Below are 20,021 nucleotides of genomic sequence, written 5' to 3' on the forward strand. Positions count from 1 at the left end.
GCTGGCATTTTACAATGCTTCGTGACGACGAAGAATCCTTCTGTCCCAACAAGTTGTGGGTTATTCAGGGCCGACTACGTAGTGCTGAAAGCCCCCAACGATTACGCGGCCGCCTGCTTCCGGCAATACGGCCTGCCGACGGATTCCACCGGCCGCTATGCCGCCATGTACAAGCCCTTCCACCTGATCGGGCTGGAGCTGTCGATCTCGGTGCTGAGCGCGGCGCTTCGCGGCGAGCCGACTGGCTCGTCCTTGTCCTGGCGCGGCGATGCGGTGGCGGTGGCCAAGCGCGATCTCAAGGCCGGCGAGATGCTGGACGGCGAGGGCGGCTACACGGTCTACGGCCGCCTCGCGCCGGCCTCAACCAGCAAGGCCTCCCGTATGCTGCCCATCGGGCTGGCGCACGGAGTCCGCCTCACCCGCGCTGTCGCCGCGGGAAAGGTCGTGACCGAAGACGATGTAAGCCTCGACAGCGAGCGGCTCGCGGTCCGGGTGCGCCGGGAGATGGTCAGCCGTTTCGGGACGCGGTGAGCAGGAGAGGGCGCTGGCGGCTACAGGACGGCCAGCATGCCGCCATCGACATAGATGATCTGGCCGTTCACGTAGGCCGATGCGGGGGAGGCCAGGAAGACGGTCACACCGATCAGGTCGTCCGGAACGCCCCAGCGTCCGGACGGCGTGCGGCCCCGCACCCAGGCGTCGAACTTGGCATCCTCCACGAGGGCCTTGTTCATGTCGGTGACGATGTAGCCGGGGCCGATGGCGTTCGCCTGGATGCCATGCACGGCCCACTCGGCCGCTATGGAGCGGGTTAGCTGCTTGATCCCGCCCTTCGCCGCCGTGTAGGGCGCGACGGTTGCGCGGGCGACTTCACTGGTGAGCGAGCCGATATTGATGATCTTGCCGCCCTGGCCCCGCGCGATCATGCGCCGGGCAGCCTCGCGGCCGACGAGGAAGGCGCTCGTGAGATTGGTCTCCAGGACCCTCCGCCATTCGTCCGCCGCCAGATCCACCATCGGCTTGCGCAGCTGGATGCCGGCATTGTTGATGAGGATGTCGATGGACGTACCGGAGCGGTCGAACCCGGCGAACGCAGCCATGACCGCCTGCTCATCGGAGACATCGAACGCGCAGGCTGTGACCTGATGCCCGGCTGCCGTCAGCTTATGCGCGGCAGCAGCAAGCTTGGACTGGTCACGGCCGTTGAGAATGACGGCAGCGCCGGCCTCCGCGAGGCCCCGGGCCATGGCGAGGCCGAGCCCTCCCGAGGAACCGGTCACCAGGGCCGTCTTCCCTGAGAGATCGAACAGGTCGCGTGCGGCCATCGATATGAGCTCCCGCCTCAGGCCGGCGGCTGCGGCTCGATGACTTTGCCGTCCTGCGTGAAATCGTAGATCCTGCCGGTCTCGGTCCATGAGGGCAGGGCGAGCTTCACGATGTGAGGGGCAAGGTCTTCCGGTGTCTTCAGGGTCAGCGGGTCCTCGCCCGGCATGGCGGCGCGGCGCATGGCGGTGCGCAGGGGGCCGGGATTGAGCAGCATCGCCTTGACCGGCGTCGTCACCGTCTCGGCCGCATAGGTGCGCACCAGCGCTTCGAGGGCGGCCTTGGAAACCGAATAGACGCCCCAATAGGCCTTGTGCTTGTGGGCGGCGCCGGAGGTGATGAAGATCGCCCGGCCGGCATCCGAGGCGCGCAGCAGCGGATCGAGAGAGCGGATCAGGCGGTAATTGGCGGTGACGTTGACCGCCATCACCTCGTCCCAGACCGGCTGGTCGATATGGGTGATCGGCGCCAGCTCGCCGAGCTGGCCGGCATTGCCGAGCAGGATGTCGAGCTTGCCCCAGCGCTCGTGGATGGCGGCGCCCAGGCGGTCGAGAGCGTCGAGGTCTTTCAGGTTCACCGGCACGAGAGTAGCCGCGCCGCCCTTCGCTCGGATCTCGTCGTCGAGAGATTCCAGCGCGCCCTGGGTGCGGGCGAGCGCGATCACATGGGCGCCGGCTTCGGCAAGGGCGAGCGCCGCCGCGCGGCCGATGCCGCGCGAGGCGCCAGTGACGACCGCGACGCGGTTCTGAAGGGGCTTGTCCATGGTTCCTCAGTCGGCTTCGGCGAGAACGGCGAGGCGACGCGGGGTGGCGACGGCGAGGTCCGTCAGCGGCGTCGGGTAGTCGCCCGTGAAGCAATGGTCGGTGAATTGCGGCTGCGCCGGATTGCGGCGCTCCTCGCCCATGGCCCGGTAGACGCCCTCGATGGAGAGAAAGGCAAGCGAATCCGCCCCGATATACTGGCGCATCTGCTCCAGGTTGTGGGTGGCGGCGAGCAGCTTCTCCTTCTCCGGCGTGTCGATGCCGTAGAAGTCGGGATGGGTGATCGGCGGGCTGGAGATGCGGAAGTGAACCTCCTTCGCCCCGGCCTCGCGCATCATGCGCACGATCTTCACCGAGGTGGTGCCGCGCACGAGGCTGTCGTCCACGAGCACGATGCGCTTGCCTGCGATCGCCGCGCGATTGGCGGAATGCTTCATGCGCACGCCGAGTTCGCGCACCGACTGGGTCGGCTGAATGAAGGTTCGGCCGACATAATGGTTGCGGATGATCCCGAGTTCGTAGGGCAGGCCGCAGGACTGGGCATAGCCGATGGCCGCCGGCACGCCGGAATCCGGCACGGGAATGACCACGTCCGCCTCGGTGGCTGATTCATGAGCCAGCTCGCGGCCCATCGCCTTGCGCACCTCGTAGACGCTGCGGCCGTTCACGATGGAATCGGGGCGGGCGAAATAGATGTATTCGAAGATGTCGGGGCGGGGCGCCTGCTCGGGGGCAAAGCGGAATGACTCGATGCCATCGTCCGAGATGACGACGCACTCGCCGTTTTCCACGTCGCGGACAAAGCGGGCGCCGATGATGTCGAGCGCGCAGGTCTCGGAGGCGAGGATATAGCGGCCGTCGAGCTCGCCCAGCACCAGCGGGCGGATGCCCATCGGGTCGCGGGCGCCGATCAGCTTCTTGTTGGTCAGCGCCACGAGCGCGTAGGCGCCCTCGATCTTCTGGATCGCTTCCACGAAGCGCTCCACCACACGGTCCTTGCGGCTGCGGGCGACGAGGTGGACGATCACCTCCGTGTCCGTGGTGGACTGGCAGATGGCCCCGTCGCGGATCAGGTTGCGGCGCAGGGTCAGGCCGTTGGTGAGGTTGCCGTTATGGGCGACCGCGAAGCCGCCGCCGTCGAGTTCGGCGAAGAGCGGCTGCACGTTGCGCAGCACCGTCTCGCCCGTGGTCGAATAGCGCACATGGCCGATGGCCGAGAGTCCTTCGAGGCGCTCGATGGTTGCCCGGTCGGAGAAGCTGTCTCCCACGAGGCCCAGCTTGCGCTCGGAATGGAAGACCGAGCCGTTGAAGGTGACGATGCCCGCCGCTTCCTGGCCGCGGTGCTGCAGGGCGTGGAGCCCCAGCGCCGTGATGGCGGCCGCATCAGGATGTCCGTAGATGCCGAAGACGCCGCATTCTTCGCGCAGGGTATCGCCGTCGAGGTCGAGGTCCACCTGTTTCGGCGTGACCTGCCACGTCTCAGACAAAGCAGACATCGATCATACCTTTGGGATTCGCGCCCCAACCGGCGCCGCCCCTATGTAGTCGTCCTTGGGGCAAACGCCAATGGCTATTCTGCCGCTGCCGGGAACGTGTTCCCAGCGATCTATCAGCTTCGCCGCTGGGGAGCCGGAGGCGGTGCAGCAGGGGCGGGCGTCGCCGGGCGCTGCGGATCGGGTTCGGCCGGCTCGGCCTCCGGCGTGGCGTCCTTGTTGCGCAGTCGCTGGATGAGAGCCTCGGCGTTCTCCGGCAGCATGGCGATGATGTTGTCGCGGGTATTCTCCATGGCCGGGCGGGTCTTGGAGGCGGTGGCCCATTCAGGCTCCTTGCCCTGCAGCAGCCAGCCCAGGAAGGCCCAGCCGATCACGCAGATCAGGAAACCGCGGGCCGCACCGAAAAACAGCCCGAGCGTCCGGTCGAGGGCGCCGATCCGGGAATCGAGGATCAGGTCGGAAATCTGCACGGTGATGATCGAGACGATGATCAGGGTAACGACGAAGATCGCGCCGATGGAGGCCACCAGCGAAACGGTGTTGCTGCTGATGTATTGCTGGGCGATCGGCAGCGCCATCGGGTGCAGATACCAGGCCGCCGCAGCCGCGACGACCCAGGCCACGATGGCGAGCACCTCGCGGGTGAAGCCGCGCACGGCGGCCAGAAGAGCCGAGATCAGGACGATACCGATGACGACGAGGTCCAGAACGGAAAAGGGCATGGGCCGGGCCTACGCAGAATAACAGGAATGGAGCCGCCTTTGCGGGTTCGAAGCCTGGCTCTATAGCGTTAAGAAAGGCTTTCGTCACCCCGGAACGCTAGCAGTCATGCCGGGGGGTGTCATTCCCCACCGGAGCGCGGCGAAAGGGAGGGACTCCATGCCGCTGAGCCTGATCGTGGATCCCCTTTCCGGATTGCGTGCGCTGGGGACGACACGGAATGAACCCTTTCTCATCCCTCGACGGGATGGGATCGGTCAGCTGACCTCGATGATCAGCTTGCCGAAGTTCTTGCCCTCCAGCAGGCCGAAAAAGGCCTCGGGTGCGTTCTCGAGCCCCTGGACAATGTCTTCTTTGTACCTGACGCGTCCCTCCGCGATCCACTGCGCCATGTCCCGGTAGAAGGCGGGGCGCTGGTCGCCGAACTCGCGCTGGATGAAGCCGCGGATGGTCAGGCTCTTGGTGAGGACATCGCGCATGAGGATGGGCAGACGGTCCGGTCCCTCGAAGGGTCCCGTGGCGTTGTACTGCGCGATGAGGCCGCAGACCGGGATGCGGGCGAAGGTGTTGAGCAGGGGGAAGACGGCGTCCCAAACCCTGCCGCCCACATTCTCGAAATAAACATCGATGCCATCCGGGCAGGCTGCCCGCAGGTCCTCGGCCAAGGTCGACGAGCGGTGGTCGATGGCGGCATCGAAGCCGAACCTGTCGCGCACCAGGGCGCATTTCTCGGGCCCGCCGGCGATGCCCACTGCCCGGGCACCCATGATCCGCGCGATCTGCCCGACCGTCGCGCCGACGGGCCCACTGGCCGCCGCGACCACGACGGTTTCACCGGCCTTGGGTCGTCCGATGGTGAGCAATCCCGCATAGGCCGTGAAGCCCGGCATCCCGAGAACGCCGAGCGCGGTCGTCACAGGAGCTTGGTTCGGATCGAGCTTTCGAAGAGCCTTTGCGTCCGCAACGGCATGGGATTGCCAGCCGGAATAGGAGAGGACAACATCGCCGGGCTTGTAGTCCGGGTGCCGGCTCTCCAGCACCTCGGCCACCGTGCCGCCCTCCATCACCTGGCCGATCGCCACCGCCGCCGCATAGGATTTCGCGGCGCTCATGCGGCCCCGCATGTAGGGATCGAGCGAGAGATACCGAACTTTAAGCAGCACCTGTCCTTCGCCGGGAGTGGGAATGGGCGTTCGCACGAGGTCGAAGTTGTCCTTGGAAGGACGCGCGGCGGGACGGGAGGCGAGGACGATCTGGCGGTTCTGTTCTGTCACCGATGGGGCTCCCTGAAACCTGGAGTGTCACGCAATCCGGCAGGATTTGCAGCGCGGTTCCTTAACGGGTGGGTGCGGAGTGCGACGGCGTCAAGCCTCGCATGCTGCAAAGACGACCCATTGAATAGAAAAAGCCCCGGCGACTCCGCCGGGGCCTGAGAGGAGGCTGAACCTTCCCGTTCAGATGAACAGGAAGTCGTCGGCGGTGAGCGCCGTGCCGGGCTTCACCTTGAGGATCTCGATGCCCTTGCCTTTGCCGGAACCGTCCAAGTCCAGATAAACGAAGCCGTTCTTCTTGTTGTAGAAGATGTAATCGTTCGATCCGTCCGGGGTGTCGCTGAGCTTGGTGCCGACGTTGAAGAACTTCTTCTGGAGCTTCTGCCCCTTCACGAAGAGCTTGTCGAAGCCGACGGATTTGGTGCCGCCCTTGTCATCCGGCTTTCCCTTGTCGTCGTCCGCGCCTTTCTTCGAGTGCACATCGCTCGTCTTTGGACCCTTCACCTTGAAGGCTTTGAGAGCAGCCAAGCTGATCTGGATCGTGTCGTCGGACGCCTTGAAGTCCTCGATATGATCGAAATGGCCCTTCTTGACGGCCGTGTCGAACACGAAGGTGTCCTGGCCATCGCCGCCATAGAGCATATCCTTGCCCAGGCCGCCGTTGATCGTGTCGTTGCCGCCAAGGCCATAGATCTTGTCGTTGCCGCCGAGACCGTTGAGGATGTCGTCATCCGCCGTGCCGATGATGCGGTCGTTCTTGTTCGTGCCGGTGGCGGTTTCGGCAGAGTTCGTGACAGTGATCGTCACCTGCTCGACATAGGACAGGCTCGCGTCCTGCGGATCGGCGACTTTGACGTAAAGGGTGTGTGTGCCGACCTGAGCGTTGTCGAGCCCGGCCTTCAGCTTGATGGCAGCGCCGTCAACCGTGAAAAAGTTGCTGGTCGTTGCGTTACCTTGGGCATCAACGAGGGTATAGGTGAAGGTGGCATTCTGGTCGGCCGCATCAGGATCCGTAGCCTTCAGCGAGGCCACGACGGTACCCACGGCAGTGCTCTCGGCGACCGTACCACCGGTAACGACAATGTCCGTCGGGGCTTCATCGATGTCGGTCACTTCAACCGTGATCGTTGCATCCAACGTGGAATGGTCTCCCCGCGTTGCCGTGATAGCGACTGGGAAAGAGCTTAGAGCGTCATCCTCGAAGTTGAAGAAATTCGCTCCGGCAATGGCGATCAACTCCCAATCACCTGAGGTCGCATTCTGTTCAATCTTGAAGCGCCCACCGAAATCTTCCTCAAGAGCGAACGTGTAATCCCCTGTGCCCTGAGGCGGATTATCGACGTCAAGGACCCCGACGACTGTATCCTGAAGCAAATTTTCCTGAACTGTCTTTGCCGTGATCACGATAGGCATAGTGGCCCCTTCCAGTTTCTTGGGCGTGAGGATACCTCTTTCGAGGTACACCGCAAGTATAGTAATCATATCTATGTGTTATAGAATAACAAAAGATGTCAATATGACCCGAATGGCCTAGACCTTTGCTAATTGATCCTGGCTAAGAAGCCTTCCGTCGGCGGGCTGCAATGTTGGCAACCAAGTCGGTGATATGCCCAATGGCCGAGGTAGCGAGCGGGAGCCGCTCGCTCTTGGAGCCCTTGCCCTTGTCGAGCCTCGGCTGCGGCGAGACCGCGCTGGAAAAGCCGAGCTTCGCCGCCTCCTTCAGGCGGGCCTGCTCCTGAGCCACCGGTCGGATCGCGCCGGAGAGGCCCATCTCGCCGAAATAGACCGTATCCGGCGGCAACGGATTGCCGGAGAGCGATGACACCAGGGCGGCCGCTGCCGCAAGATCCGCCGCCGGCTCGGTGATGCGCAGCCCGCCGGCGACGTTGAGGTAGACGTCGTGCATGCCGAGCTTGAGCCCGCCATGAGCCTCCAGCACCGCCAGCACCATGGACAACCGGCTCTGGTCCCAGCCGACAACCGCACGGCGGGGCGTGCCGAGGGACGAGGGGGCGACGAGAGCCTGGATCTCGACCAGCAGCGGGCGGGTGCCCTCCATTCCGGCGAAGACCGCCGTGCCGGCGGTTGCCATGTCGCGGCCGGCGAGAAAAAGCTCGGAGGGGTTCGGCACCTCGCGCAGGCCCTGATCCGACATCTCGAAGACGCCGATCTCGTCGGTGGGGCCGAAACGGTTCTTCACGGCGCGCATGATGCGGAAATGGTGGCCGGTATCTCCCTCGAAGGAGACCACCGCATCAACCATGTGCTCGACCACGCGGGGACCGGCGATCTGGCCGTCCTTGGTCACGTGGCCGACCAGGATCACGGCGGTGCCCGTGGTCTTGGCGAAGCGGATGAGCGCCTGGGCCGAGCCGCGCACTTGGGTCACCGTGCCGGGGGCGGATTCCACGGTCTCGGTCCACATGGTCTGGATCGAGTCGATGATGGCGAGCGCCGGAGGGCGTCCTTGGCTCAGGGTCGCGATGATGTCCTCGACATTGGTCTCCGAGGCGAGTTCGACCGGCGCCTGTCCGAGGCCGAGGCGCTCGGCCCGCAGGCGCACCTGGGCCACCGCCTCCTCGCCTGAGATGTAAGCCACGCGCTGGCCGCGCATGGCCAGCGCCGCGGAGGCCTGCATCAGGAGGGTGGATTTGCCGATGCCGGGATCGCCGCCGAGCAGGATGATCGAGCCGTGCACGAAGCCGCCGCCGGTGACGCGGTCAAGTTCTGCGATCCCGGACGGCGTGCGCGGTGCTTCCTTGGTCTCGCCCTGCAGGCCTTCGAGGGGAAAGATCCGGCCCTTGGCGCGGGACGGGCGAGTGGCGGCCGGTCCCGCCATGGGGCTTGCGGAGCCGGTTTCCTCGACGATGGTGTTCCAGCCGCCGCAGGCCTCGCACTTGCCCTTCCAGCGATTGTAGACGGCGCCGCATTCCTGGCAGACGAAGGCGGGGTGACGCTGCTTGGCCATCAGCTTTTGCCCCCACGATAGGTGCGGGCGTAGCGCGCTCCGAGACCGGTCAGGATCTCGTAGCCGATGGTGCCGGCGCGGCGGCCGACCTCGTCGATGGTCAGCTCGCCGCCGATCAACGTGACGGTGTCGCCGCGCTTTACCTCGGCTTCCGGCACATCCGTGACATCCACGGTGATCAGGTCCATGGAGACGTTGCCCGCGAAGGAGCAGCGTTGCCCGGCCACCAGCGCCATGCCGGCGAGCAGCTCGTCACCGCTCTTGCCCCTTGCGCTCGACGAGCGCGGATAGCCGTCCGCATAGCCTATCGAGATCGTCGCGATGCGGCGCTTGGTCAAAGCGATCCAGCGGCCGTTATAACCGACCGTGTGATCCGCCTCGACCCAGCGCAACTGGACGATGCGGCCCTCGAGACCGACGACCGGGCGCATGGGGTTGCTGCGATCAGGCGTCGGATTGCCGCCATAGAGCGCGTAGCCCGGCCGGGCGAGATCGAAATGGGGCTTGTCCTTCAGGAAGATGCCCGAGGAATTGGCAAGAGAGGCCGGAATGCCGGGGAGCGTCGCCCGCACGGCCTGGAAGGCCTCGATCTGCTCACCGTTGAGCGGGTTGTCACTCTCCTCGGCACTGACGAAGTGGCTCATGAGGAGAGCCGTCTCGAAATCGTTCAAGCCCGCCAGATCCTTCAGGGTCAGGCCCTGCGGCACGGTGAGGCCGAGCCGGTTCATGCCGGTATCCACATGGATCGCGGCCTTGAGTTTCTGCGATTGAGCCCGGCAGAACCCGGCCCATTCCTCGATCTCCTCGAAGGAGCCGAGAACGGGGCGCAGGTCGAACGCCGCGTAGGTGGCGCAGGTGTCGGAGAAGAGCCCGTTCAGCACGTAGATCGCCGCATCGGGCGCGACCGCACGGGCACGCACCGCCTCGCCAAGATGCGCCACGAAGAACGTGCGGCAGCCGGCCTTGCCGAGAGCCGGCACGGCCTTCTCGATGCCTGTGCCATAGGCATTCGCCTTGACCACCGCAGCGGTTTCGGCGTCACCCGCATTGTCGCGCAGAATGCGCCAGTTCGCGGCCAGGGCATCGAGATCGATATGAAGGACACCGCCGGCGGCGCTCTCAGGGATGTCGCCGGCCGGGTCGGCCTGGGAGGTAATCTTGGTCAATCGCCAATCCGATCAGGGAGTTTGTCTTCGTCCGCAAGGTTGGTGAAGCGGGTGATGTCGGCCTGGAAGGCCAGCTGCACGGTGCCGGTCGGTCCGTGACGCTGCTTGCCGATGATGACCTCGGCCTTGCCGTGGACCTGATCCATTTCCGACTGCCACTTGAAGTATTCCTCGGTGCCGGGTTTCGGCTCCTTGTTCTTCAGATAGTACTCCTCGCGGTAAACGAACATGACCACGTCGGCGTCCTGCTCGATCGAGCCCGATTCACGAAGGTCGGAGAGCTGCGGCCTCTTGTCGTCGCGGGATTCCACCTGACGGGAGAGCTGTGACAGGGCGATCAGCGGAACCGACAGCTCCTTGGCGAGCGCCTTGAGGCCGGTGGTGATCTCGGTCAGCTCCTGCACGCGGTTCTCACCCTTCTTGGACGAGCCGGAGAGAAGCTGCAGGTAGTCGACAATGAGAACGTCAAGGCCGCGCTGGCGCTTCAGGCGGCGGGCGCGGGCGGCGAGCTGGGCGATGGAGATGCCGCCGGTCTGGTCGATGTAGAAGGGGATCGACTGCATCTCGCGGGCGGCTTCGGTGATCTTGTAGAAGTCGTCCTCGCGCATGTCGCCGCGGCGGATCTTGTAGGAGGGTACGCCCGACTGCTCGGCGATGATACGGGTCGCCAGCTGCTCGGCGGACATTTCGAGGGAGAAGAACCCGACGATGCCGCCGTTCACGGTCTTCAGGTTGCCGTCCTGCTGCTTCTCGGCCTGATAGGCTTTGGCGATGTTGAATGCGATGTTCGTGACCAGCGAGGTCTTACCCATCGCGGGCCGGCCGGCGAGGATCACGAGATCCGACGGTTGCAGGCCGCCGAGGGACTTGTCGAGATCGACGAGGCCGGTGGAGATGCCTGAGAGCGCGCCTTCGCGTTTGTAGGCGGCCGCCGCCATGTCGATAGCGGCGGTGAGCGCATCGGAAAAGCGCTGGAAGCCGCCGTCGTAGCGGCCGGTTTCGGCGAGCGCATAGAGCCGGCGCTCCGCCTCCTCGATCTGGTCACGGGGCGCGGAATCGACGGGCGCGTCGAAGGCGGCGTTGACCATCTCCTCGCCGATGTTGATCAGGTTCCGGCGCACGGCGAGATCGTAGATCGTGCGGCCGTAATCCTCGGCATTGATGACGGTCGTGGCCTCGGCCGCGAGGCGCGCGAGGTACTGCGAGACGGTGATGCCGCCGAGGTCCTGATCCCCCAGGAAGGTCTTCATGGTGATCGGGGTCGCGACCTTGCCGGCCTTGATGAGGCTCGTCGCCACCTCATAGATGCGCCGGTGCAGGTCCTCGATGAAATGCCCGGCCTCGAGGAAGTCGGAGACGCGATAATAGGCATCGTTATTGACCAGGATCGCGCCCAGCAGGGCCTGTTCGGCCTCGATGTTGCTGGGAGGCGTCCGAAACTGCGGCTCGGCGGCTTCGAGACGGGCGATCAGGGCGTTGGCGGTGGCCATCTGGCGCTCCGGAAACAGGGAAGGGTTAGAGTCTCTTAGACCGCAATTCGTGTTCTAATGGTTGCCAGGCGGACACGAAGCCGGGACTCTTCCCAATCTGTCCTCGCTGTCCTCGATTCTCACACCGCTCATCTTTTCGCCGGCGTCCTGGCTTGACTCTCACCGCAAGCCCGAAACCCGAACAAAAAACGCTCCCCGTCGAATCGACGGAGAGCGCGATTTTAGAACAAAACAGGAACTAGAGCAATTGCTCTAGCTTGAGGCCCGCCCTCGCGTCATCACCGGCTTCATGCCGGTGATCCCGATCCGAGAAGCGCGGAGCTTCACCGTATCGGGATGGCCGGGACAAGCCCGGCCATGACATTGGAGAGGATCAATGCCATTCCCGAAGCCGGGAATGACATAAGGTCTCAGAGCTCCTCGTCGCCGCCAGCTTCGGCCAGGGCCGCGCCGACCTCGAGGCCGAGATCGTCGAGGTTGGTCTCTTCGCGGGTCGTGACCTGTTCGCCGCGCGCCTGACGCTCGGCTTCCTCGGGGCTGCGGGCGACGTTGATGGTCACCTTCACCTCGACCTCCGGATGGAGGGCGACCGGCACATTGTGCAGGCCGATGGTCTTGATCGGCTGGTTGATGGCGATCTGGTTGCGGTCAACCGTGAAGCCGTTCTCGGTCATGATCTCGGCGAGGTCGCGGGTGGAGACCGAGCCGTAGAGCACGCCGGTCTCGCCGGACTGGCGTAGGATGATGAAGCTCTGGCCGTTCAGCTTCTCGCCGACGGTCTCCGCTTCCTTGCGGCGCTCGAGGTTGCGGGCCTCGAGCTGGGCGCGCTGGGTCTCGAAATGCTTCTTGTTGCCCTCGGTGGCGCGCAGAGCTTTGCCGCGCGGCAGGAGGAAGTTGCGGGCGTAGCCGGAACGGACCTTCACGGTCTCGCCCATCTGGCCGAGCTTTGCGACGCGCTCGAGAAGGATCACTTCCATGGTTGTCTCCTTTAGGTTCGTGATCAGGTGGAAAGGGTTGGCGGTGGGTTCGGCCGCGTGCCGAAGCGGCGGCGCAGGCCGAAGGTGGAATCGGCGATGCCGAAGAGGGCCAGGGCAACCATCAGGATGCCCTGGGTAATGAAGATGAGGACGTACAGGGCCGTCAGCAGGAACGAGCGGCCCGACTTGCCCCGGGTGCGGTCATGGATGGCGGCCAGTCCCTGGAAGGCGAAGGCCATGAGGAAGGCCCCCGACAGCGCCATGCCGAGCGCGCCGATGAAGCCGTCGAAATTCGCGGCGATGAGCGCGACGATCAGGATCAGCCCGGCGGAGCGGGGCATCACCAATTCGGGCACCGACGGCCAGGGACGCGGCAGCCGCTTGGAGACCCGGACGATCCGTGCGGCGGCCCAGAGATAGATCGCCAGCACGGTGACGAAGCCCTGGGCCGAGAGGAAGGAGGTCAGGCGGGCGAAGATGGCGATCAGCTGCTCGCGGGTCTCGGCATCGAGAGCATCGGTCCCGGTTGCGGCGAATTGGGCGTTCACGAAGGCTTCGGCCACATCGCGGGTGTTCCGCTCGAAGGCGCCGTAATCGCCCCCCGTCGAGATTACGCCGGCGGCGATGATGGTGAGCGCAGCCGTCGCCGCGGCCCAGGCCAGGAGCCGTCCGAGCGGATACCATTCCATGGTGCCGTCCGCCCCGGGACGTCCGAGCAGGGCGAGGTAGGACAGCCACCAGGCGGGCAGGGCGGTGATGACGGCAAAGCCTAGTCCGCTCAAGGGGGACAGGATGAACGCGATGGCGAGGCCGCCCACGACAGCCGCCACGAGGCCGGAGCGGTGGTCCCAGCCGAGGGACACGATCAGGACGGGAATGGGGGCAAGCAGATACAGCATGGCCGCCAGCGGCGTCGCCTTGACGATCACCGCGGTCAGGAGGGCCGATACGAGGCCCGCGCCTATGCCTGTTGCAATAAAATTCATCGTCTCGCTGTCCCGCTGCTCACCGGCAGGGTTAGAGGCATCTGCCTCAACTGACCCGGCGGGTTCTCACCGCTGGGCGATCATGAGAAGGAGACGGGCCGCATGGAGCGGCCCGCCTGAAGCTTGATTAGCGGATCACGTAGGGCAGGAGGCCCAGGAAGCGGGCGCGCTTGATCGCCTGGGCGAGCTCACGCTGCTTCTTGGCCGACACGGCCGTGATGCGGGACGGAACGATCTTGCCGCGCTCGGAGATGTAGCGGGACAGGAGCTTCGTGTCCTTGTAGTCGATCTTCGGCGCGTTGGGACCTGAGAACGGGCAGGTCTTGCGACGGCGGAAGAAGGGACGACGGCCGCCGCCAGCGGCGCCACCGGTTGCACCAAATGCCATGATTAAGCCTCCTCGCCTTCGCCGGCGCCGTCAAAGCCGCCGCCATCGCGCTCGCGGCGCTCGCGGTCCTTGCGCTCGTCACGGTCGCGCTTCTGCATCATCACGGACGGCTCGGTCTCGAGCTCTTCGACCTTGATGGTCATGAAACGAAGGATGTCTTCGTTGATGCGCATCTGACGCTCCATCTCGGCCACGGCCGGAGCCGGAGCGTTGAGGTTGAACATCGTGAAATGCGCCTTGCGGTTCTTCTTGATGCGGTAGGCTAGGGACTTCACGCCCCACATCTCGGTCTTGTCGACGCTGCCGCCATTCTGCTCGATGACGCCCTTGTACTGGTCGACCATAGCCTCGACCTGCTGCGGGGTGACATCCTGGCGAGCCATGAAGATATGCTCGTAGAGAGGCATAATGGGCCTTTCTCAGGGTTTGAGGGTCAAGCCTTGCACTGCTTTGAGGAGTGTTTCGGCCGTTTCGCGCATCCGATCGGCGCCAAGCCCTTCGAGCCTGCAAGGCCCGAGCGATTGTCGAAGGCGGAGACACGGGACGACGGAGCTTAAAACCCCTGCATGGCCAAGCCATGCCGTCCGTTCAGCCCCCGGCCGGAGCGAACGCGAAGCGGCGGCTATAGTCGATTTGGGATTGGAAGGCAAGGGTCGCCATGTCCACCCATTCCCTCGTCATCCCGGGCTTGTCCCGGGGATCCACGTCTTTACGCCGCCATGGTTCCGAGGACGTGGATGGCCGGAACAAGTCCGGCCATGACGTAGAGGGTGTCATCCCCGGCGGCCCAAAGGGCCGGGAAGGGGATCCATAATGCAGCAGGTGTCAGTGGATTCCCTTCCCCTCCGCTGCCGCTCCGGCCGGGAATGACACGGCGCGGCGATTTGCCGTTGATAGCCTAGCTGAGCCGTAATGGGGCTCTGGTCAGCGGCCCATACTAGGCTAAAACACCCTTATGAACGCTCTTCCTCTACGCCTCGGCGTCAACATCGACCACGTCGCGACCGTCCGGAACGCCCGCGGCGGCACCCATCCCGACCCGATCCGGGCCGCTCATCTGGCGGTTCTCGCCGGGGCCGACGGGATCACGGCCCATCTGCGCGAAGACCGGCGCCATATCCGGGACGAGGACATGGAGCGGCTCAAGCGCCAGCTCTTCGTGCCGCTCAATTTCGAGATGGCCGCGACCTCGGAGATGGTCGGCCTCGCCACCCGGCTTCATCCTCATGCGGCCTGCCTCGTGCCGGAAAAGCGCGAGGAGCGCACCACGGAAGGGGGGCTCGACATCATCGGTGCCCATGCCCATCTGCGTCCGGCGATCAAGGAACTGAAAGGTGTGGGTATCCGCGTGTCCCTTTTCGTCGAGCCCGAAATCGAGGTCATGGACGCCGCCTGCGACCTGCAGGCTCCCGTGGTCGAACTCCATACCGGCACCTATTGCGAGGCCGTGGTCGAAGGCGACGAGGCACGGGTTGCCCATGAGCTGGAGCGCCTGCGCCGGGCCGCCGAGCACGGAGCCAGGATCGGCCTCGAAATCCATGCCGGCCACGGGCTCGATCTCAGCTCCGTGCGTCCGGTCGCAGCCATTCCGCAGATCGTGGAGCTCAACATCGGCCATTCCCTGATCGGCGAGGCCATCTTCTATGGGCTCGACGAGGCCGTACGGGCCATGCGCGCCGCCATGGACGAGGGCCGGGCGCAGGTGCGGGCATGATTCTGGGCATCGGGTCCGATCTCTGCGACATCCGCCGGATCGAGAAATCCATCGAGCGCTTCGGCGACCGTTTCACCCATCGCATCTACACCGAGGGCGAGCGGGCGAGGAGCGACCGTCGCGCGGCCCGCGCGCCGTCCTATGCCCGCCGCTTCGCCGCCAAGGAGGCCTGCGCCAAGGCCCTGGGAACGGGCTTGAGCCACGGTGTCTTCTGGCGCGACATGGAGGTGGTCAACCTTCCCAGCGGCCGGCCGACGATGCGATTGACGGGGGGCGCCCTGAAGCGTCTGCAGGATATGACCCCCGAGGGTCACAAGGCGCTTGTCCACGTATCCCTGACGGACGATCCGCCCATGGCCCAGGCCTTCGTGATCATCGAGGCGCTGCCGGCCTGAAAGAGGGGCTGCGTTGCGGCAGGACGCAGCTTAGGCTAGAGCATGGCGCGGCAAAGCGGCCTACCTGGTCGCAAACAGGGGCCGCAAAAACGACATCGAGAGAGGTTTGCACCCGGGGCTGAGTGCAAACCTCTCTCGACGATCACACATAGGTGGGCGGCAAGAGCCGTGCCGTTCCAAAGCAATAGGTCGAGTGACGTGAGCGACAAAACCAGCAAATATGTGGGTAGCACCGTGAAGAACGAAGAAGGCGGCCTCTGGGAAACGATCAAGGTCATCATCCAGGCGCTCCTGATCGCGGTGGTCGTCCGCACCGTGCTCTTCCAGCCCTTCAACATCCCTTCGGGCTCTCTCATCCCGACCCTGCTGATCGGCGACTACCTGTTCGTCTCGAAATATTCCTACGGCTATTCCAAGCACTCGATCCCCTTCAGCCCGGGTATCTTCTCCGGCCGCATCTTCGGCTCGGAGCCCAAGCGTGGCGAGATCGCCGTGTTCAAGCTGCCGAAGGATAATTCCACCGATTACATCAAGCGCGTGATCGGGCTTCCCGGAGACAAGATCCAGGTGATCAGCGGCGTGCTGCACATCAACGGTCAGCCGGTCCAGCGCGAGCGCGTCGAGGACTACAAGACCACCGACCTCTACGGCCGCACGATTTCGGTCCCGCAATACAAGGAGACGCTGCCCGGCGGCGTCTCCCACTTCGTCATCGAGCGCGACGGCGACCGCGGATACTGGGACAACACCAATGTCTACACGGTGCAGCCCGGCCATTTCCTCATGATGGGCGACAACCGGGACAACTCGACCGACTCGCGTGATGAGGCAAGCGTCGGGCAGGTGCCGTTCGAGAATCTGGTGGGCCGCGCGGAGATCATCTTCTTCTCGATCGACGAGAGCGCCTCCCTTTGGCGCCCGTGGGAATGGCCGCAGAAGATCCGCTGGAACCGCCTCTTCGAGCGGATCCACTGACCCGTGGCGCGCCGCAAGCCTCAACTCGACGAGCTTCTGAAGAGGCTCGGCTACCGCTTTGAAAAGCCTGAACTCCTGGATGAGGCCCTGACCCATGTCAGCGCTCCGAAGGCGGACGGGCAGAGCTACCAGAGGCTCGAGTTCCTCGGTGACCGGGTGCTCGGCCTTGCCATCGCGGAACTGCTCTTCAAGACTTTTCCCGGCGCGCCGGAAGGCGAGCTCTCCCGGCGGCTGGCGGAGCTCGTGCGGCGCGAAAGCTGCGCAGAGATCGCCATCGCCTGGGATGTCGGTCCCTACCTTAAGCTCGGCGCCGGCGAGGCGCATTCGGGCGAGCGGCGCAACCAGACCATCCTGGCGGATGTCTGCGAGGCGATCATCGGCGCGGTCTTCATGGATGGCGGCTACGAGGCCGCAAGCGGCGTCGTCGAGCGCGCGTTCCAGCCGTTGCTGGAGGCGCCGCGCCGCCCGCTGCGCGATCCCAAGAGCGCCTTGCAGGAATGGGCCCAGGGGCGCGGCCTGCCGCCGCCGACCTACACCATCGCCGAGCAGACCGGACCGGATCATGCACCCAAGTTCCGGGTGATGGTCAAGGTCAAGGGAGCGGATACCGCGTTCGGCCTCGGCACATCGAAGCGCATTGCGGAACAGGCTGCCGCGCGAAGCCTTCTCTTGAGAGAGGGCGTGTGGACGGAGGAAGAGCATGGAACAGCCTGAGCAGACCAACACAAAGGCCGGTTTCGTCGCTCTCATCGGCGCTCCGAATGCAGGCAAGTCGACGCTGCTGAACTCGCTCGTCGGCTCCAAGGTTTCCATCGTCTCCCGCAAGGTGCAGACGACACGCGCCCTGGTGCGCGGCATCGCCATCGAGGGCGAGGCGCAGATCGTGTTCGTGGACACGCCCGGCATCTTCAAGCCCAAGCGCCGCCTCGACAGGGCCATGGTCACGTCGGCCTGGGGCGGAGCAGGCGATGCGGACGTGATCGCGCTCCTCCTCGATGTGCGCAAAGGCATCGACGAGGAGGCCGAGGCGATCCTTGAGAAGCTGCCCGAGCTGAAGCGCCCGAAGGTCCTGATTCTCAACAAGATCGACCTGATCGAGCGCTCCAGGCTTCTGGAAATGGCCTCGAAGCTCAACGAGAAGGTGCCGTTCGCGCATACCTTCATGATCTCGGCCCTCAAGGGCGACGGCATCGAGACCTTGAAGCGCCAGCTCGCCCAGATGATGCCGGAGGGGCCCTGGCTCTATCCGGAAGACCAGATTTCCGACGCGCCCCTGCGCATGCTGGCGGCCGAGATCACCCGCGAGAAGATCTACGAGCGCCTGCACGAGGAGCTGCCCTACGAGTCGACCGTCGAGACGGATCAGTGGCAGGTGCGGCCCGACGGTTCGGTGCGCATCGAGCAGACCGTGTTCGTGGAGCGCGACAGCCAGCGCAAGATCGTGCTCGGCAAGGGCGGCCAGACCATCAAGTCCATCGGCCAGGCGGCCCGCAAGGAGATCGCCGAGATTGCCGAGTCCCCGGTCCACCTCTTCCTCTTCGTGAAGGTGCGCGAGAACTGGAGCGACGATCCCGAGCGCTATCGCGAGATGGGCCTGGAGTTCCCCCGAGGTTAAGCTTTGTATGCGGTTCTGAGGCCACCCCAGCGGCGGCCGAGGACTCGGATGGGAGCATCCACCTCCTGCATCATCACGATCTTGCCGCCGCCCATGTCGCGGGCATAGGCCTGCACGATGAACGGCCGGGTGGAGCGCGCAGCCGTAATGCCGGCGCGATCGTCGAAAATCCGCTTGTTGCGCGCATTGGCGGCGTTCCACACCGGATCGCCCTCCCGCTGGGCTTGAGAATAGATCCGGTTATGGACCGGGATGTAGCCGTTGCGGTCGATCGCGAGGCAGAAGGCCATCGTCGGATCCGAGGCAAGAGCACTCTCGAGAATGGACGGCAGAAGCCTCTCGAAAACGGGCAGATAGGCCGTGCCGTACTGGACCGGGTCCGTGCCGGACAATGGCCGGTAATCCGTGTCGAAGACATCGTCGCGCGAGACCCGGCCGTCGGCCACGGCCTGCTCGATCAGCATCTCCACCTGACGGGCCGTCTCCTGGGCGAGCAGGATCCGGGGACGGTAGGTAGCCTCCACACGAGCCACGAAGCCGTCGACGCGGGCCTGCGCCTCCTCGTTCAGTCCGTCGAAGCGGCAATGGATGCCCATGGAACTCAGGGCGACGATCCGCGCGCCGATGCGGCCCAGATTCTGGATGTCGATCTCGATCGCCAGTCCCGGCGTCCCATGGAAGCCCGGGACAGCCGTCATGAGCAGGCCGCCCGCGCTGACATCGATCAGCCGGGAGGAAACGCTGCGCTGGGAGATCCAGAGCGTTGCCGGCCGGTCGACAGGGAAGCGGTCCGAGCGGCGCCTGTCGCCGATCTCGCTCTGGCGGATGACCGTGACGAAGCGCTGGCCGAGAGCCTTGGCAAGCCCGTCCGCCCGGCTGGTCGCCTGATCGGCCTCGTGGGCCCGGTCGCTCGCGCCGAGAGAGATGGCATTCACCGCGCCCGCACGCTCACTCACCTTGCCGACGCTGGAGGACGTCACGCTCGCCAGGCGGGACACCTCGCTGATGGCGGCATTCTGCTCGCCGACGGCGTTGCGAACCGTATCGAAGACGGGGCGAACGCCCTGAACGGCGTCCACCACTTCCGTCACGGCGCCCGTGGAGGCCTGGGCCGTCTCGCGCAGGCGGTCGATGCGCTGGCGGATGTCGTCGGCGGCCTGGCCGGTCTGGGTGGACAGCACCTTCACCTCGCTTGCCACGACCGCAAAGCCCCGTCCCGCCACCCCGGCCCGGGCCGCCTCGATGGTGGCGTTGAGGGCCAACAGGTTCGTCTGGCGCGCGACGGCGGAGATCGTATCGACGATGCCGACGATCTCCGCCGTCGCCGCCGAAAGCTGCATGATCAGGTCGCTCGCCTTCTGGGCGGCCTGGATGGCATTGTCGATCCGCGTGCTCGCTTGCTCCATCGAGCGGCCGATCTCGGCCGACGTGACGGCGAGTTCCTCGGTCGAGGAGGCGAGCGAGAGCGACTCCGCGGATGTGGATTTGCCTGACGAGGCCAGCTCCCCGGCATGAGTGCGGATCTCGGCCAGATCCTTCTCCACCGCCGCCACATCGGACGCCGCGACCGCGATGGCCCGCGTGACACCCTCGATGGCTTTCAGAACGTCGGCCTCGAGCGAGTCCACCACCTCGGTCTCCAGGCGGCTCTGGACGACAGGGGGCGTTTTTTCCTCCGGTGCGATCTGAGCCGTATCCTCCAGCGCATCTGGCTGTGGAGCGCGCCGCAAAATACCAAACATCGCCGGGCTTCCATTCTTTTTTGTGCTTAACCCAGCG

General features: G+C 65.1%; 20 protein-coding genes. 6 read left to right on the forward strand and 14 right to left on the reverse strand.

Translation table 11 applies throughout. From position 1 onward, the window contains the following. Window positions 1–531, forward strand: a 531-nt coding sequence (locus ILT44_RS17830) for an SAF domain-containing protein (RefSeq protein ID WP_239468343.1), incomplete at its 5' end; no start/stop codon positions are given. Between the two features lie 20 nt (window positions 532–551). Here ILT44_RS17830 and ILT44_RS17835 read toward each other — a convergent pair. The 13 genes from ILT44_RS17835 to rpsF all read right to left on the reverse strand — a co-directional run bounded on the left by ILT44_RS17835 (window position 552) and on the right by rpsF (window position 13,950). Beyond that, the gene (locus ILT44_RS17835; RefSeq protein ID WP_204240962.1) at window positions 552–1,325 is read right to left on the reverse strand and encodes an SDR family oxidoreductase; all 774 of its coding nucleotides are present in this window, start codon (window positions 1,323–1,325) and stop codon (window positions 552–554) included. Window positions 1,326–1,342: 17 nt separating this feature from the next. Then, entirely contained in the window at window positions 1,343–2,086 is a 744-nt protein-coding gene (locus ILT44_RS17840; protein WP_204240963.1) for an SDR family NAD(P)-dependent oxidoreductase, read from the reverse strand. A 6-nt stretch (window positions 2,087–2,092) separates the two neighbouring features. Continuing rightward, window positions 2,093–3,580 carry an amidophosphoribosyltransferase gene (purF, locus tag ILT44_RS17845; RefSeq protein ID WP_204240964.1) on the reverse strand — a complete coding sequence of 496 codons (1,488 nt, stop codon included), beginning with the start codon at window positions 3,578–3,580 and terminating at the stop codon, window positions 2,093–2,095. Window positions 3,581–3,693: 113 nt separating this feature from the next. Next, window positions 3,694–4,299 (reverse strand): CvpA family protein, encoded by a 606-nt coding sequence (locus ILT44_RS17850; protein WP_204240965.1) that lies wholly within the window; start codon window positions 4,297–4,299, stop codon window positions 3,694–3,696. Between the two features lie 255 nt (window positions 4,300–4,554). Then, entirely contained in the window at window positions 4,555–5,571 is a 1,017-nt protein-coding gene (gene curA / locus ILT44_RS17855) for an NADPH-dependent curcumin/dihydrocurcumin reductase (RefSeq protein ID WP_204240966.1), read from the reverse strand. A 180-nt stretch (window positions 5,572–5,751) separates the two neighbouring features. After that, window positions 5,752–6,981: a cadherin domain-containing protein gene (locus ILT44_RS17860; protein WP_204240967.1), complete on the reverse strand. Its 1,230-nt coding sequence runs from the start codon at window positions 6,979–6,981 to the stop codon at window positions 5,752–5,754. 142 nt (window positions 6,982–7,123) lie between these two features. Then, window positions 7,124–8,536 (reverse strand): DNA repair protein RadA, encoded by a 1,413-nt coding sequence (gene radA, locus ILT44_RS17865; protein WP_204240968.1) that lies wholly within the window; start codon window positions 8,534–8,536, stop codon window positions 7,124–7,126. Next, window positions 8,536–9,702 (reverse strand): alanine racemase, encoded by a 1,167-nt coding sequence (gene alr / locus ILT44_RS17870; protein WP_204240969.1) that lies wholly within the window; start codon window positions 9,700–9,702, stop codon window positions 8,536–8,538. Before alr ends, radA begins: the two co-directional genes overlap by 1 nt. Next, on the reverse strand, window positions 9,699–11,192 hold the full coding sequence (locus tag ILT44_RS17875) for a replicative DNA helicase (protein ID WP_204240970.1): 1,494 nt from the start codon (window positions 11,190–11,192) through the stop codon (window positions 9,699–9,701). Before ILT44_RS17875 ends, alr begins: the two co-directional genes overlap by 4 nt. A 410-nt stretch (window positions 11,193–11,602) precedes the next feature. Further along, window positions 11,603–12,169 (reverse strand): 50S ribosomal protein L9, encoded by a 567-nt coding sequence (rplI, locus tag ILT44_RS17880; protein WP_204240971.1) that lies wholly within the window; start codon window positions 12,167–12,169, stop codon window positions 11,603–11,605. 23 nt (window positions 12,170–12,192) lie between these two features. Beyond that, window positions 12,193–13,155 carry a DUF2232 domain-containing protein gene (locus ILT44_RS17885; protein WP_204240972.1) on the reverse strand — a complete coding sequence of 321 codons (963 nt, stop codon included), beginning with the start codon at window positions 13,153–13,155 and terminating at the stop codon, window positions 12,193–12,195. Between the two features lie 127 nt (window positions 13,156–13,282). After that, on the reverse strand, window positions 13,283–13,543 hold the full coding sequence (rpsR, locus tag ILT44_RS17890; RefSeq protein ID WP_036353512.1) for a 30S ribosomal protein S18: 261 nt from the start codon (window positions 13,541–13,543) through the stop codon (window positions 13,283–13,285). Window positions 13,544–13,545: 2 nt separating this feature from the next. Next, window positions 13,546–13,950 carry a 30S ribosomal protein S6 gene (gene rpsF / locus ILT44_RS17895; protein WP_203271717.1) on the reverse strand — a complete coding sequence of 135 codons (405 nt, stop codon included), beginning with the start codon at window positions 13,948–13,950 and terminating at the stop codon, window positions 13,546–13,548. A 548-nt stretch (window positions 13,951–14,498) separates the two neighbouring features. Here rpsF and ILT44_RS17900 point away from each other — a divergent pair. The 5 genes from ILT44_RS17900 (at window position 14,499) to era (ending at window position 18,242) form a co-directional block, all read left to right on the forward strand. After that, the gene (locus ILT44_RS17900; protein ID WP_204240973.1) at window positions 14,499–15,257 is read left to right on the forward strand and encodes a pyridoxine 5'-phosphate synthase; all 759 of its coding nucleotides are present in this window, start codon (window positions 14,499–14,501) and stop codon (window positions 15,255–15,257) included. Next, entirely contained in the window at window positions 15,254–15,652 is a 399-nt protein-coding gene (gene acpS, locus ILT44_RS17905) for a holo-ACP synthase (protein WP_204240974.1), read from the forward strand. Before ILT44_RS17900 ends, acpS begins: the two co-directional genes overlap by 4 nt. 198 nt (window positions 15,653–15,850) lie before the next feature. Next, the gene (gene lepB, locus ILT44_RS17910) at window positions 15,851–16,627 is read left to right on the forward strand and encodes a signal peptidase I (RefSeq protein WP_372441176.1); all 777 of its coding nucleotides are present in this window, start codon (window positions 15,851–15,853) and stop codon (window positions 16,625–16,627) included. 3 nt (window positions 16,628–16,630) lie between these two features. Then, window positions 16,631–17,341 (forward strand): ribonuclease III, encoded by a 711-nt coding sequence (gene rnc / locus ILT44_RS17915; RefSeq protein WP_204240976.1) that lies wholly within the window; start codon window positions 16,631–16,633, stop codon window positions 17,339–17,341. Beyond that, window positions 17,328–18,242: a GTPase Era gene (gene era, locus ILT44_RS17920; protein WP_204240977.1), complete on the forward strand. Its 915-nt coding sequence runs from the start codon at window positions 17,328–17,330 to the stop codon at window positions 18,240–18,242. Before rnc ends, era begins: the two co-directional genes overlap by 14 nt. Here the strand turns inward: era and ILT44_RS17925 are convergent. Continuing rightward, a complete protein-coding gene (locus ILT44_RS17925) occupies window positions 18,239–19,984 on the reverse strand; it encodes a methyl-accepting chemotaxis protein (protein ID WP_204240978.1) in 1,746 nt (581 codons plus the stop codon). The genes era and ILT44_RS17925 overlap by 4 nt on opposite strands. Window positions 19,985–20,021: the final 37 nt, after the last annotated feature.

It is taken from the genome of Microvirga arvi (assembly GCF_016892765.1).
GTDB lineage: Bacteria > Pseudomonadota > Alphaproteobacteria > Rhizobiales > Beijerinckiaceae > Microvirga > Microvirga arvi.